Below are 12,865 nucleotides of genomic sequence, written 5' to 3' on the forward strand. Positions count from 1 at the left end.
GATCAAAAAGAAGAGATCGAAAATCTGCGTAAGCAGATAAAAGGTCTAAAAATTAGTTTAATGCTTACGCAGATATCAACGGTTGTATTTACCATTATTTTTGGATGTCAGTGTCTTCGGTCGATTCAGAATTATCATTACCTGCTTCAACAGGTGAGCATGTGTCTTGAGTCTGTGAATACTGTTTATTCAGCTCTTCGACAGTTTCTTTTAACTATTTAGGTGAGGAGGTGAGGTACATGGAGAATGCAGAAAGACTTGTAAATAAAGCTGCCGAAATTCACGAATTTGCTTCAGAAATAGCAAGAATGATAACTGGTGCACAAATGCCTGAATTTTCTTCAGAAAACATGTCTGTGGCGGATGCAAGTAAATTAATTGGATTACCTGCAGCAGCAATCAGAGCAGGTATTGTATACAGATGGCTTCCGATTGGAATGGCAATTCACAATAATAAGCCAGCTAAGTCATTATCAGAAGGAAGAATCACTTACATTATATCGCCCAGAAAAGTGTGGGAAGTAACCGGTCATGTTTGGAAGGGAAAGGAGGCATTATGAGAGACATAATCGATTCCATCCTGATCGGAGGCCTTGCGAGCTTCCTGCCGTTCTGGATATGGGACAGCAGCTGTGACCAGATCATGGGAGCGTTGGGACTGATCGGAGTTGTGTACATAGCAAGGAAGTGGAAAGAATGGGAAAGCTGAAAAGATTAGAAATCGAAAATAAAGTGCTCAGAGACAAAATCAGAGTTGCACAGTATTTACTGATGGACGAAACAGAAAAAGATTATAGAAAAACACCGTACATCTTCGGATATCTCAGTGTACTTGATGTAAGTATAAAAAGTGCGGTTGAATATGGTGATTATCTTCCAACAAAAGTGTTTTGTATTAGGTATGCGGATGGAACCGTAGGATATGCATTATACAGAAAGACAGAAGCTGTTGAGGATGCTGAGAGAAAGAAAGACATGTATGGCGGAAGTTATACGATCGAGGAAGTGGAATAAAAAGAGCCCTCAGAGCAGCAGCTCTTGAGGACTCAATAATAGTTTATCACACCCTTATTGTAAGGGAGAAAGAGAGAAAATGCAAGAATGAGTATGAAAATCAATAAGCTTGAGATTGAAAATGTAAAGCGCATCAAAGCAGTAAAGGTGGAACCTAAAGCCAATGGACTTACTGTAATCGGTGGAAATAACAATCAGGGAAAGACTTCTGTTCTTGATTCCATAGCCTGGGCATTAGGAGGAGAGCGTTATAAACCATCACAGGCAACCAGAGAAGGTTCTGTGATTCCCCCAACATTACATATTGTAACAGCCGGATGAACTTGGTTCTTATGACAGATGGGAACTGAAGCTTGGCAAGAAGACATCTTCACAGACTTCCCCATTGATCAAAGAATGGGCGGACATGCTGTTATTCGCAAACTATAAGACATTTTCGATTGCTGTTGATGATAAAGGACAGAAAAGAAAAGCCCAGGGCGGTGAGCGTGTAATGTACACATCTCATCATGCATGCTGGGACGCAAAGAACAGATATGGCCTTGCTGAACAGGTACCATTCAGTTATTCATCAATTACGCATATCATGAATGGTGAACCGGCTGAACAGTCTAAGGCTGAACCACAGAAAGAATATCAGGTAGAACAGCCAAAAGCACAGCCTGAACAGGCACCAGTACAGAAGACTTATACAACAGGCGAACAGATGAATCTTCCTCTTGAAGAATCAATAAAGAAGGAAGAACAGAAACCATTCCCTGCACAGGATCCGGCAATTCCAAAGGCACTGCGAGATCTGATGGAAACTAATCATGTAGATGAGTGGGACATCCAGAATGTAGTAGCAGCCAGAGGATATTATCCTGCAGATGTGAAGATCAGGGACTACGATAAAGATTTTATTGATGGATGCCTGATTGGAGCATGGCAGCAGGTTTACGGTATGATCAGGGACATGAAAGAAAAACAGGAAGTACCATTTAACAATTAAGGAGGATATAAGATATGGCAACAGAAGGAAGAGAGTTTGGTTGGGAAGACACCATTAAAGAAGATGCGCAGGAATTTGAGCCACTTCTGGAAGGTGATTACAATGTAACGATTGAGAAATTTGACAGAAGCAGATCATCAGGAAGTGGAAAGCTTCCGGCATGCAATATGGCAGTGGTTTATTTTAATGTACATGCTCCAAACAGAGAAATAAATGGCAAAGATAAACGATGAGTACGATATTGGTGCTGCTTTCGAAGCGATCGAGAATGAACTGATCTCATCCATGATCCGGAACTTCGAAAACCATAAGCAGGAAGAGCTGGACGAAAAGAAATACTGGTCGATGTGGCAGACGGAGATGTTAAAATCCCTGGAAAAGTACAAGCATGACAACCAGAAGAAATATGGAAAGCAGTTCAAGGACATCAACAAACAGATCGAGGTACTGATCAGACTTGCAAGAAGCGAAGGTGGTATGAATCAGGAGAAACGGATACTGGAAGAAATCAAGAAAGGATTTCCTGCAAAACGTATTTCAAAAGGCGGCACTGCAGAGTTTTTTAAAGTCAATGACAGAAAGTTGGATGCGCTGATTCAGGCAACCACATCGGACATGCAGAAAGCAGAGGCAGCAGTTTTACGCATGGCAAATGATCAGTACCGAAAGATCATATATAACGCGCAGGTATACGCTAATACCGGAACTGGCACATATGAGAAAGCGGTAGATATGGCAACAAAGGATTTTCTTTCTGCAGGTTTGAATTGCATCCAGTATACCAATGGAGCAAGACACACGATTGCTGACTATGCAGATATGGCAATCCGGACAGCAAGCAAGAGAGCTTACCTGCAGGGAGAAGGCGAAATGCGGAAGCAGTGGGGAATGCATCTTGTGATTATGAACAAGCGAGGTTCTCCATGTCCGAAGTGCTTGCCTTTCGTGGGTAAGATCTTGATAGATGATGTGTGGAGCGGCGGCAACAGTAAAGATGGCAAATATCCGCTTATGTCTTCTGCAATAGCAGCAGGACTTTATCATCCCCGCTGTAAGGACTCTCATACTACATATTTCCCGGGTATCACTACTGTAGATCCGAAATACAACAAGCAGGAAATTTCAGAGCTGGAAGATCAGGCGCAGCAGGAAGCCAGACAGCAATATGCCGAGCGTCAGGAAAAGAGATTTGGAAGACTTGCGGAGTTCTCGCTGGATCCGGAGAATCAGCAGAAGTACAAACAGAAACAAAAAGAATGGAAAACTGTTGCTGCTGATTTATCAATAGGAGAAAGCGCAAATATTGAAAATTTACGTAATGGAAACAATAAAGTTTCACTTTCGTATATTAATACAGAGGTTTATAGGCGGAAATTTAATCAAATCACAAACAATACTTCCGTAAACGATGCATTACGAAAATACAGTAAAGCAATGTTGACACATAGAAACGGAACTGACGGAGAAGACTTATATATAATAAGCGTCAAAACCGGAAAACGTTTATTTTCGAAAACAACAGGTGCTAATGAGCTTGGCGTGGAATTGAATAAAGATGAAATCCAAAGTATTAAGCGATTTGCAAAAGATGAAGGAATTATAGCAATACATAATCATCCAACTAATCTACTTCCTACAGGAAGTGATTTTGTTTCGGCTGGTGCGAGAGGCTATGATTTTGGACTGGTAGCAACTCACGATGGAAGAGTGTTTTGGTACAAACCCGGAAGTAAACCTTTTAGAAGTGAATATTTCAACAAGACTGTTGACAAATATGCATCAGAACCATACAATTATGACATAGAAAAAGCACAGGTTAAAACGTTGTCTGAATTTAAAAAGGAGTTTGGAATTGAATGGAGAGAACTGAATTAAATGGTAAAGATGTTATCGTTCATAAAGATATGACACCTGAGTCCAGAGAAAAAGAACTTAAACGTCTTAAAGAGGAAAGTGAAAGTTTAAAAGAATGGGAAGAGTAAATACCACCAGTCAGAAATGGCCGGTGGTATTTTTATATCCATTTTTATGAAAGAGAGGACATGAAACATGAAATTTGAAGAAGCATTAAAAGCAATGAAATGTGGAAGTAAAGTCAAATTACCATCATGGGGAGGGTACTGGTGCTGGAATCCAGAGAAAGAAGCAATCATCATGCACACCAAAGATGGACAGGAATTGGATATTCGTGAGACACAGAATGTTGAATATACTTTACAGAATATTCTTTCTGATGAATGGACTCTTGCGGATAAAACTAATTGCCCTCAGCTTGGAGGAGAAGCAACATTTTCCTTCGGAGAAGCAATCAAATATCTAAAAAGAGGGATGAAAGTTGCGCGTAAAGGCTGGAATGGCAAGAAACAGTATATTCAGCTTGCGACCGGCATTTCTTACAAGACAGCGAATGGCGAAGTTGTGAATTGTGAACATGATGCAATCGGCAACAAAGCAGTGGCTTTTGTGGGAACTTCCGGTGTACAGATGGGATGGCTTGCATCCCAGGCAGACATGCTTGCAGAAGACTGGATTTTTGCGGAGGAATGACAAGATGAAGAAGATTACAACAGTAATTGCAATGATGTTTCTAATTTGCCTTATAGCTACCGGTTGCTCAGAAGCGAGTCAGGTAAGTTATAACATTTCAAAAGAGGCTAATAACTTCAATGTAACCAGAAAGCTGACCGTGTTAAATGCAAGGACGGACACCATTCTGCTGGAACTGACGGGAACATTTGCATTGCAGAACAATTCTGATAACGAGCTTGAAGTTATTATAGAGACAGCAGAAAACAAATATCAGAAGGATTATGTGTATCTGAATGATTACACTATGTATGTAGTTGAAGATGTTTCTGGAGCTTCGGTAGATAAATACCATTATGAAATCAATTTTCTTCCGGAGTTCGGATTGAAAGCAACACATAGTGAATAATTGCGCCGGCGCAACGAGGGGAGGTGAGAATGGTGAAGATCAGGGTGAAGCATGAATTTAAGGATATGGAGAATGATTTAAAGCTTCGTACTGTCGGGGAGATTATGACAGTACCAAAGAAAAGAGCAGAGTATCTGGTACATATGAAAGTAGCAGAGGTCATCGATTTGAAAGGCGGAGATCCAGAATCTCCCATTGAGGCGCAGGGTTAAGCGTCTTATTTTTATGCCCGAAGGCATTAAACTACACGGAGACACCGGGTTATCAACTGTTTTTGTGAGACACACGTAAAACTGTATTCGTGCAGACAGCACATGAAAAACTGTAAAGGAGCATATAAAAATGTTTAAAAGATTCAGATGTAAATTACCAATGAACCTGCAGACATTTGCAGAAGGCGGCACAGGTGATGGCAATCCGGCAGGGAGTACAGGATCCGGAGACGGTACACAACCAGCAGGAACACAAACACCGCAGTTTGATTACGAAAAACTGGCTAGCTTAATTGCGGGAAAACAGACTGTAACAGAAGAATCTGTTTTGAGAGGTTACTTTAAGCAGCAGGGGCTTTCAAAAGAACAGATGGAGCAGGCTATTGCATCATTTAAACAGCAGCAAGCGGCAAATCAGCCAGACGTTGCCGGAATGCAGAACCAGATCACAGAGGCACAGGCACAGCTTGCAGCATCTCAGAAGGCTGTTCAGGCAGCTCAGGTAGAAAGTGCAGCTACAATGATGGCTGTTTCTCTGGGAATCGAAGCAAAGACAATTCCATATATCCTTAAAATGGCTGATTTAAGTCAGGTAATGGGAGAAGATGGAAAAATCAACGAGGAATCACTGAAAACAGCAGTTAACAAAGTACTGGAAGACGTTCCGGCACTGAAACCACAGGCTGATGGAAAGACCGGCTTTACACAGATTGGGACTGGTGGTAATCCGGCACAGCATCCGCAGCAGACAACAACAAATCAGCCAACAGTACCGACAAAACGCTGGAACCGTTGGAATTAAACGTGTCCGATTCGGACACCTCAGAAAAAGAAAGAAGGTATAAGATATGGCATTAAATTATGCAGAACAGTGGAGCCCGGAACTCCTTGAAATTCTGATGCAGGGAACCCTGACATCTCCGTTTGTGACCAGCAATGTAAGATGGATGGATGCGAAAACATTCCATTTCACTCAGATGAGCACATCCGGTTACAAAAATCATAACCGTAAAGGCGGATGGAATACCGGAACTTATGATCAGAAAGATGTACCATTCACACTGGAGCATGACCGCGATGTTGAATTTATGGTAGACAAAGCAGATGTTGATGAGACAAATGCTACAGCTTCCATTCAGAACATTTCCAGAGTGTTCGAACAGACATGGGTTGTTCCGGAAACAGATGCCCTGTTCTTCTCCAAGGTTGCTCAGGAAGCTCAGAAAACAGAAGGTTATCATGGATCCACAGCAACTTCCGCATATACAAAGGCAAAAGTTTTTGGAATGCTGAAAGATATCCTTGCAAAAGGAAAACTCAGAAGATACAAAGCAAATGGCTCTCTGATCATGTATGTTTGCAGTGAAATTATGGATGCCCTGGAGCAGTCCACAGAGTTCACACGCAAGATTGAGATAACTCAGATCGCTGAGGGCGGTATGGGAATCGAAACCAGAGTGACAGACATTGACGGTGTTCCGATCATGGAGGTTATTGATGATGAACGTTTCTATGATGCGTTCAATTGGGAGCCGGAAAACGGCGGATTTGAACCGCAGAAAAAAGTAGCAGCTGGAAGCGGTGTTCAGGCAGTAACCGGTGCGCATAAGATCAACGTACTTGTTGCTTGTGGACAGACATGTAAAACTGTACCGAAGATTTCCAGTATTTACTACTTTGCACCTGGTGCACATACAAAAGGTGATGGATATCTGTATCAGAACAGATCTTTCTCTGATGTATTTGTGTTCCCGAACGGCCGTGATGGAAAGATTGATTCCATTTATGTAGACGTTGATACAGCAGAGGTTGGCGCCTGATAAGGAGTGATCGAATGTCTTATAAATCATACGTAACACCAGAGTATTATCTGGATCAGTATGAGGGCGGTATCGTTCCTGAGGAAGAACTTGCAAAGGCACTCAAGCAGGCATCCAGACATATTGATTCCCTGACCTACAACCGGATTGTAGGCCGGGGATTTTCACGTCTTACGAAATACCAGCAGGAGCTCATCCGGGAAGTTGTGTGCATGCAGGCAGAATTTGAATATGAGAATGCAGATGAGGTCAACAGTATCCTGTCTTCGTACAGCATCAATGGTGTATCAGCACAGTTTGGCAGCAGTTGGAACATTTTTATGGACAAGGGCATTGCCATGAAGAGAGATGTGTATACCATGCTGTGCCAGACGGGCTTATGCTGCAGATTGGCGAGGTGAGAATATGAGATATCCATGTCTTGTGAAAAAGAGCCTCTGCAAGGTGGAGATTACTTGTAGTTTTGAGCGGGAAGGCCTGAACAAGTATGGCGAACCACTTGAAACAATTGAATATTTCGGAAAATGTAACTATCAGGATAAAGCCAGAACTATCTTTACTGCCGAAAAGAAAGAGATAAAAATCACTGGAACCGCACTATTTCCCGGTGATATCTGTCCGGAGCTTCCGGTCATATCCGGTGGTACTGCTGTAATCTTCGGAGTGAAGCGGAGAATCGAGCAGGGAACGAAAGCAAGAAATCCAGATGGAACGGTGAACTTTACAGAGGTGATGCTTGTATGATCAGTGTGAAATCTGTAATCAATCTGAATCTTCCTAAGATTAAACAGCTGACTGATGCACAGATAACTGCTCTGGAACAGACAGCAGAAGCACTGCATACAGAAGTAGTACAGGCGCAGGTGTTTCCGAGGGATACCGGACATCTGCAGAATGAGAACACCTTTTTGGATAGATCAGAAAGCAGTCATGGAAAGGTTTCAATCGTTTCCAGCACGCCCTATGCCCGCCGCCTGTATTTCCATCCGGAATATCATTTCAGCAAGAGAGCCAATCCAAATGCTCGGGGCGAATGGTGTGAGGATTGGCTTTCTGGCGGCAGTAAAGCTGATTTTGCAGCCAAAACATTCAAAGAAATTTACAGGAGACTGACGAGAATATGATGACACTGGCAGATATAAGAGATTATGTTGATTCACTTCGTATCTCAGAACATGTCTATATGGGAAAACTTCCGGATAAGGAAGACGAATCCGTTGGTGTCTACAATAGCAAGCATCAGCATACATACCATACAGCACTTGGAGGACCGGCACTGGAAGGCTATGGCGAGAAATACGTGACTTTACTTGTGCACTGGAACAAATCCCCAAGGGACACCGAAAAAGCCGCTACAGAGCTGTTTGAGAAGCTGAAAGTGGCAAGAGATGTCAATGTGAACAATGAAACAATTAAATTTTTTCAACCCCTCTATGATGTTCAGGACGTAGGCACGGATGATGCCGGGATCTACGAAATGGTCATAGAGGGAGTTTTTATTTACGAAAAGAAAGAAGGTAAACAGGCATGATGAAGATGAATATTCAGAAATTTGCAGGAAAGACCAATGTTTTTCCAGTATCTGATAATAAATTCAAGATCGGCGAATCGAAAGAAAGTGCGACAGTAGTTGCAGATCTGGAAACTTTTTCTCCATCTTTCTCCAATGGGGTGGAAACATGGACACCTATGGATACGGAAGGATGGCAGAGATCATTAATGACTGCGAAAGCGGTTACGATTACCCTCAGCGGAAAGAGGAACATCGGTGATACCGGAAATGATTTCGCGTCAGGAAAGACATTTAAGAACGGTCATGATGCAGAAGCCTATTTTGAATGGGAAATGCCGGATGGAACAAGTATTTCATGGCCAAATGCAGTCATTGATGTGAAAAACAATGCCGGTGGCGATGCGACAAATGTAGGTGCACTGGAATTTGATGTGATCAGTAATGGAAAACCAACAGTTACACCGGCATTATAAGTCCGGCAGAAAAGGAGAAGAAAAATGGCAAAAGTAGTAAATATCACAGAAAAGCTGGAATTTGAATCCAATCCGATTATGGAAATTGGAACACTTGAAGTTGAGGTAAAAGCAGATGCTGAAACAATGCTGAGATTGATGGGAGTTTTTGCAGAAAACAGTGAGCTTGAGGCAGTTGGTAAGGCGATGAACCTTATTTTTGATCCGGAAGACGTAAAGGCCATCTGTAATCTGAAAAGAAATGGAAGAAAACTGTCTGCCGGATCTTTGATGACCATTGTCCAGGAAGCGATGAAACTTGTACTGGGAGAAGAAGAACAGGGAGAGCAGTGACCCGTACTATGATCTGATAGAAGACTTTGACCTGGTCGTGTCTTCTTTTCAGTCACAGTACGGGATTCGTTTGTCCAGGGAGCTGCCGGCCGGAATGAAATGGGAAGAGTTCCGAGATCTTCTTGTAGGAATCGGGCCAGATACAGCTCTTGGAAGGATTGTTTCTATTCGTGCAGAGGACCGGAAAGAAATTTTGGAGAATTTTACACCAGAACAGCACCGGGTCCGAAATGCATGGCAGTCGAGGCATGCAGAATTTGTGAAAGCACATACATCGAAAGCGCAGGTGGATGCACAGATGCAGGCAATGAAGATGGCATTTATGCGCATGGCAGGTCTTGGAGGTGATTAAAAATTGAAAAGTTAAAGGTAAGATGCCCTTTCTGTGGACACGAACAGAAAGTACAGTATGCTCCGGATGCAAAATGCCGGGGTGTCTTTTATAAGTGTCAGGCAAGGCACTGCAAGAAAGAATTTGAGATAAAAATAAACCAGGACAAGTAGTGCCACTGTGCCGATGTCCTCGTGACAGAGGCAGGTGGTATATATGTCAGCAACAAGCGTTGGACAGATCGGTCTTGATCTGGTTGTAAATAAAAATCAGTTCGAAAGTCAGATGGCTGGGATAACCGGCATGGCGAAAAAAGCAGGAGCGGCACTTGCAGCGGCTTTTGGAGTAAAAAAACTGGTTGATTTCGGAAAACAGTGTCTGGAACTGGGGTCTAATCTTGCGGAAGTTCAGAACGTTGTAGATGTTACCTTTCCGAAGATGACCGCACAGGTCGATGAATTTGCCAAAAGTGCAGCGCAGAGCTTTGGTCTGTCAGAGACCATGGCAAAACAGTACACTGGTACATTCGGCGCCATGGCAAAAGCCTTCGGATTTACCAAAAAACAGGCTTACGATATGGGATCAACCCTGACCGGACTGGCTGGTGATGTGGCATCGTTTTACAACATTTCGCAGGACGAGGCATACACAAAGCTGAAATCCGTATTTACCGGCGAAACAGAAAGTTTAAAAGATCTCGGTGTCGTAATGACACAGACAGCTCTTGATTCCTACGCTATGGCGAATGGATTCGGGAAAACAACTTCGGCAATGTCCGAAGCGGAAAAGGTAGCCCTACGTTACCAGTTCGTACAGGACAAGCTGTCAGCCGCACAGGGCGACTTCGCACGCACTTCTGGAAGCTGGGCGAACCAGTGCAGGATATTGAGCCTGCAGATGCAGTCTCTCATGGCAACGATCGGACAGGGACTGATTAACTTATTTACTCCGATCATTCGGGTAATCAATACGGTGATCGGGAAACTTGCTACACTGGCAAATGCATTTAAGTCTTTTACGGAACTAATTACAGGAAATAAATCCAGCGGTTCAGACAGCAGCGGTGTAGCGGCAGTTGCCGGAGCAGCTGACGATGCTGGAACCGGCCTGGAGAATGCATCTGATTCTGCGTCCAATCTGGCAAGCAATACAGATAAGGTTGGACAGGCAGCACAGAACGCAGCGAAAAAGATGAAAGCCCTCATGGGCTTTGACAAGGTTAATAAGCTAGATTCGCAGTCAGATTCAAGTTCCGGCAATTCTTCCTCTCCATCAAACGGAATGGGAGGTACCGGAGCGCTTGGAAGCGCGGTTGATTTCGGAAACCTTGCTGAGGGTGATACGGTTCTTGATAAGACAGATAAAAAAATGTCTGCACTGATAAAACGGTGTCAGGAGCTTGCGAAACTGTTCAAAAAAGGATTCGAGATTGGATTTGGAAATTCGCAGAAAAAAAATGACTCTATAAATGAATCCGTAAAAAGCATCGGCAAGAACTTAAAGGAAGTCTTCACTGATACTGCAGTCGTAAATGCGGCGAACCGATGTGCGAACAATATTGCTCTTGCATTTGGAAAAATCACAGGATCCACAGCAAGGATAGGGCTTACATTAGCAGATAATCTTGTTGGTGGCGTTGATAAATATCTTGCGAAGAGCAAGAACCATATTAAAAAACGCATTGTTTCAATGTTCGATGCGACAGGAGAGATTGCAAAGCTTTCGGGAGATTTCAGTGTTGCACTGGCAGATATCTTTGATATTTTTTCAAGTGATGATGCGAAGGGGATCACTGCAGATATCATTCAGGTATTTTCAGATGGTTTTCTTGGAGCAGCAGATCTGGCGGTTAAATTCGAAAGAGATTTTGTATCACTTTTTGCTGTTCCGATTATCCAGAATACGGAAAAAATCTCAGGAACTCTGGAGAATATGCTTTCCCGATGGAGAACTGTATTTGATGCTCTTTCACAGAGCGTCACAGATACATTTGAGAAAGCGAATGAAGTTTATGATCAGTATTTCGCGCCGTTCATGGATGCAATCACACAAGGCATCTCAGATATCCAAGGAACGTTTCTGGATACATACAATACGTATCTTTCACCGATTCTTGATTACCTGGCGGATAAGTTCAGCACTGTGTGGTCAGAGCATATCCAGCCGGCACTGGATGGGATCCTTGAACTGATGGGAAAGCTGTTAGAGAACCTGGGAGCCTTGTGGCAAAACACATTGGTTCCGTTCATCGAATGGATCATCAACAACATCATGCCGGTCCTTTCGCCGATCATCGGAACCATCGGCACTCTGATCCTTGATCTTCTGGCGGTGGCCGGTGATGTGATCAGCGGAATCACTACAATTTTAGGCGGATTTCTTGATTTCTGTACAGGAGTATTTACCAGCGATTTTAGCATGTGCTGGCAGGGGATTGAAGAAATCCTGCAGGGATTCAAAAGGATTGCTGCTTCGATATTCGATTTTGCGAAGAAAAATATCCTGCAGCCGTTTATTGATTTTGTGAAAGGAATTTTCCAGACAGACTGGTCAAAGAGTTTCGGAACATTAGGCTCTGTTTTAAACACGTTCCTTGGTACCGTACAGCGTATTTGGGGAAACATAAAACGCGTATTCAACGGGATTGTGGAATTTATTACTGGTGTTTTCTCTGGAAACTGGAAACAGGCATGGAACGGAATCAAGGAAATTTTCGGAGGAGTATTTGATTCCCTTATAGCACTGGCAAAAGCACCACTGAATGCCGTGATTGATCTGATCAACGGATTAATGGACAAGCTGAACTCAGGACTGGCGGCAATTGAAAACGCGTTCTCATTCAGTTATGACTTTAAGAATCCGATTACCGGAACAAGACATTATGGACATTATGGAATGTCTCTTCCGAGAGTACCAACTATTCCACATCTGGCACAGGGCGCATACGTCAAGCCAAACACACCACAGCTCGCCATGATCGGTGATAACCTGCACCAGGGAGAAGTTGTAGCTCCGGAGAATAAACTGAGAGAAATGGCAATAGAAGCTGTCAGGGCAGCAGGCGGATCCGGTGTCACAAGGGAAGATCTGGAAACCATAATGAACCGTGCAGTGATGCGGATCATAGCTGCTCTTTCACAGATGGGATTCTACCTTGATGGTAAAAAGCTGGCAGAAGCTGAGAATGCAGTAAAAGCAGAAATAGATAGGCGCTTCAACACCGTGGACATTAAGTAGGAGGGA

20 protein-coding genes and 1 pseudogene are annotated in these 12,865 nt (G+C 43.2%); all 21 read left to right on the forward strand.

What is annotated here, in order from left to right; genetic code table 11:
- Window positions 1–239: 239 nt before the first annotated feature.
- The gene (locus H8Z79_RS13835) at window positions 240–560 is read left to right on the forward strand and encodes a hypothetical protein (protein WP_118040776.1); all 321 of its coding nucleotides are present in this window, start codon (window positions 240–242) and stop codon (window positions 558–560) included.
- Window positions 557–709 (forward strand): hypothetical protein, encoded by a 153-nt coding sequence (locus H8Z79_RS13840; protein ID WP_182279253.1) that lies wholly within the window; start codon window positions 557–559, stop codon window positions 707–709. The genes H8Z79_RS13835 and H8Z79_RS13840 overlap by 4 nt, the downstream gene beginning before the upstream one ends.
- A complete protein-coding gene (locus tag H8Z79_RS13845; protein WP_118040774.1) occupies window positions 697–1,014 on the forward strand; it encodes a hypothetical protein in 318 nt (105 codons plus the stop codon). Before H8Z79_RS13840 ends, H8Z79_RS13845 begins: the two co-directional genes overlap by 13 nt.
- Window positions 1,015–1,101: 87 nt before the next feature.
- Entirely contained in the window at window positions 1,102–1,335 is a 234-nt protein-coding gene (locus tag H8Z79_RS13850; protein WP_330607589.1) for an AAA family ATPase, read from the forward strand.
- A 13-nt stretch (window positions 1,336–1,348) separates the two neighbouring features.
- Window positions 1,349–2,005 (forward strand): annotated as a pseudogene (locus H8Z79_RS13855) (AAA family ATPase); the annotation flags it as partial.
- A 14-nt stretch (window positions 2,006–2,019) separates the two neighbouring features.
- Entirely contained in the window at window positions 2,020–2,238 is a 219-nt protein-coding gene (locus tag H8Z79_RS13860) for a hypothetical protein (RefSeq protein WP_187002902.1), read from the forward strand.
- Window positions 2,219–3,880, forward strand: coding sequence for a phage minor capsid protein (locus H8Z79_RS13865; protein WP_118040734.1), 1,662 nt, complete (start codon window positions 2,219–2,221; stop codon window positions 3,878–3,880). The genes H8Z79_RS13860 and H8Z79_RS13865 overlap by 20 nt, the downstream gene beginning before the upstream one ends.
- A complete protein-coding gene (locus H8Z79_RS17175) occupies window positions 3,862–3,987 on the forward strand; it encodes a hypothetical protein (RefSeq protein ID WP_263970812.1) in 126 nt (41 codons plus the stop codon). The genes H8Z79_RS13865 and H8Z79_RS17175 overlap by 19 nt, the downstream gene beginning before the upstream one ends.
- A 67-nt stretch (window positions 3,988–4,054) precedes the next feature.
- Entirely contained in the window at window positions 4,055–4,552 is a 498-nt protein-coding gene (locus tag H8Z79_RS13870; RefSeq protein WP_118040732.1) for a DUF2829 domain-containing protein, read from the forward strand.
- 4 nt (window positions 4,553–4,556) lie between these two features.
- A complete protein-coding gene (locus H8Z79_RS13875) occupies window positions 4,557–4,940 on the forward strand; it encodes a beta-sandwich lipoprotein (protein WP_118040730.1) in 384 nt (127 codons plus the stop codon).
- A 29-nt stretch (window positions 4,941–4,969) separates the two neighbouring features.
- Window positions 4,970–5,152, forward strand: a complete 183-nt coding sequence (locus tag H8Z79_RS13880; protein ID WP_118040728.1) for a hypothetical protein — start codon at window positions 4,970–4,972, stop codon at window positions 5,150–5,152.
- A 130-nt stretch (window positions 5,153–5,282) separates the two neighbouring features.
- Window positions 5,283–5,954 carry a hypothetical protein gene (locus tag H8Z79_RS13885; RefSeq protein WP_187002903.1) on the forward strand — a complete coding sequence of 224 codons (672 nt, stop codon included), beginning with the start codon at window positions 5,283–5,285 and terminating at the stop codon, window positions 5,952–5,954.
- Window positions 5,955–6,000: 46 nt separating this feature from the next.
- Window positions 6,001–6,972, forward strand: a complete 972-nt coding sequence (locus H8Z79_RS13890) for a phage capsid protein (RefSeq protein ID WP_187002904.1) — start codon at window positions 6,001–6,003, stop codon at window positions 6,970–6,972.
- Window positions 6,973–6,986: 14 nt separating this feature from the next.
- The gene (locus H8Z79_RS13895; RefSeq protein ID WP_118040724.1) at window positions 6,987–7,373 is read left to right on the forward strand and encodes a head-tail connector protein; all 387 of its coding nucleotides are present in this window, start codon (window positions 6,987–6,989) and stop codon (window positions 7,371–7,373) included.
- Between the two features lie 4 nt (window positions 7,374–7,377).
- Window positions 7,378–7,716, forward strand: a complete 339-nt coding sequence (locus H8Z79_RS13900; protein ID WP_118040722.1) for a hypothetical protein — start codon at window positions 7,378–7,380, stop codon at window positions 7,714–7,716.
- Window positions 7,713–8,096 (forward strand): hypothetical protein, encoded by a 384-nt coding sequence (locus tag H8Z79_RS13905; protein ID WP_207726381.1) that lies wholly within the window; start codon window positions 7,713–7,715, stop codon window positions 8,094–8,096. The genes H8Z79_RS13900 and H8Z79_RS13905 overlap by 4 nt, the downstream gene beginning before the upstream one ends.
- Window positions 8,093–8,503: a phage tail terminator protein gene (locus H8Z79_RS13910; protein WP_118040720.1), complete on the forward strand. Its 411-nt coding sequence runs from the start codon at window positions 8,093–8,095 to the stop codon at window positions 8,501–8,503. The genes H8Z79_RS13905 and H8Z79_RS13910 overlap by 4 nt, the downstream gene beginning before the upstream one ends.
- A complete protein-coding gene (locus tag H8Z79_RS13915) occupies window positions 8,500–8,958 on the forward strand; it encodes a phage tail tube protein (RefSeq protein WP_118040718.1) in 459 nt (152 codons plus the stop codon). Before H8Z79_RS13910 ends, H8Z79_RS13915 begins: the two co-directional genes overlap by 4 nt.
- Window positions 8,959–8,982: 24 nt before the next feature.
- Window positions 8,983–9,291 (forward strand): hypothetical protein, encoded by a 309-nt coding sequence (locus H8Z79_RS13920; RefSeq protein ID WP_118040716.1) that lies wholly within the window; start codon window positions 8,983–8,985, stop codon window positions 9,289–9,291.
- Window positions 9,257–9,643, forward strand: a complete 387-nt coding sequence (locus H8Z79_RS13925) for a Gp15 family bacteriophage protein (protein WP_118040714.1) — start codon at window positions 9,257–9,259, stop codon at window positions 9,641–9,643. The genes H8Z79_RS13920 and H8Z79_RS13925 overlap by 35 nt, the downstream gene beginning before the upstream one ends.
- 195 nt (window positions 9,644–9,838) lie before the next feature.
- Window positions 9,839–12,859, forward strand: a complete 3,021-nt coding sequence (locus H8Z79_RS13930) for a hypothetical protein (RefSeq protein WP_118040712.1) — start codon at window positions 9,839–9,841, stop codon at window positions 12,857–12,859.
- Window positions 12,860–12,865 lie beyond the last annotated feature (6 nt).

The sequence above is a fragment of the Blautia intestinalis genome (assembly GCF_014297355.1).
GTDB lineage: Bacteria > Bacillota > Clostridia > Lachnospirales > Lachnospiraceae > Blautia_A > Blautia_A intestinalis.

Coding starts and splice junctions, on each gene's coding strand:
- H8Z79_RS13845 (WP_118040774.1), top strand. CDS start 697: ATGGGAAAGCTGAAAAGATTAGAAATCGAAAATAAAGTGCTCAGAGAC.
- H8Z79_RS13895 (WP_118040724.1), top strand. CDS start 6,987: ATGTCTTATAAATCATACGTAACACCAGAGTATTATCTGGATCAGTAT.
- H8Z79_RS13890 (WP_187002904.1), top strand. CDS start 6,001: ATGGCATTAAATTATGCAGAACAGTGGAGCCCGGAACTCCTTGAAATT.
- H8Z79_RS13880 (WP_118040728.1), top strand. CDS start 4,970: ATGGTGAAGATCAGGGTGAAGCATGAATTTAAGGATATGGAGAATGAT.
- H8Z79_RS13885 (WP_187002903.1), top strand. CDS start 5,283: ATGTTTAAAAGATTCAGATGTAAATTACCAATGAACCTGCAGACATTT.
- H8Z79_RS13930 (WP_118040712.1), top strand. CDS start 9,839: ATGTCAGCAACAAGCGTTGGACAGATCGGTCTTGATCTGGTTGTAAAT.
- H8Z79_RS13920 (WP_118040716.1), top strand. CDS start 8,983: ATGGCAAAAGTAGTAAATATCACAGAAAAGCTGGAATTTGAATCCAAT.
- H8Z79_RS13835 (WP_118040776.1), top strand. CDS start 240: ATGGAGAATGCAGAAAGACTTGTAAATAAAGCTGCCGAAATTCACGAA.
- H8Z79_RS13905 (WP_207726381.1), top strand. CDS start 7,713: ATGATCAGTGTGAAATCTGTAATCAATCTGAATCTTCCTAAGATTAAA.
- H8Z79_RS13900 (WP_118040722.1), top strand. CDS start 7,378: ATGAGATATCCATGTCTTGTGAAAAAGAGCCTCTGCAAGGTGGAGATT.
- H8Z79_RS13865 (WP_118040734.1), top strand. CDS start 2,219: ATGGCAAAGATAAACGATGAGTACGATATTGGTGCTGCTTTCGAAGCG.
- H8Z79_RS13860 (WP_187002902.1), top strand. CDS start 2,020: ATGGCAACAGAAGGAAGAGAGTTTGGTTGGGAAGACACCATTAAAGAA.
- H8Z79_RS13850 (WP_330607589.1), top strand. CDS start 1,102: ATGAGTATGAAAATCAATAAGCTTGAGATTGAAAATGTAAAGCGCATC.
- H8Z79_RS17175 (WP_263970812.1), top strand. CDS start 3,862: ATGGAGAGAACTGAATTAAATGGTAAAGATGTTATCGTTCATAAAGAT.
- H8Z79_RS13840 (WP_182279253.1), top strand. CDS start 557: ATGAGAGACATAATCGATTCCATCCTGATCGGAGGCCTTGCGAGCTTC.
- H8Z79_RS13915 (WP_118040718.1), top strand. CDS start 8,500: ATGATGAAGATGAATATTCAGAAATTTGCAGGAAAGACCAATGTTTTT.
- H8Z79_RS13910 (WP_118040720.1), top strand. CDS start 8,093: ATGATGACACTGGCAGATATAAGAGATTATGTTGATTCACTTCGTATC.
- H8Z79_RS13875 (WP_118040730.1), top strand. CDS start 4,557: ATGAAGAAGATTACAACAGTAATTGCAATGATGTTTCTAATTTGCCTT.
- H8Z79_RS13870 (WP_118040732.1), top strand. CDS start 4,055: ATGAAATTTGAAGAAGCATTAAAAGCAATGAAATGTGGAAGTAAAGTC.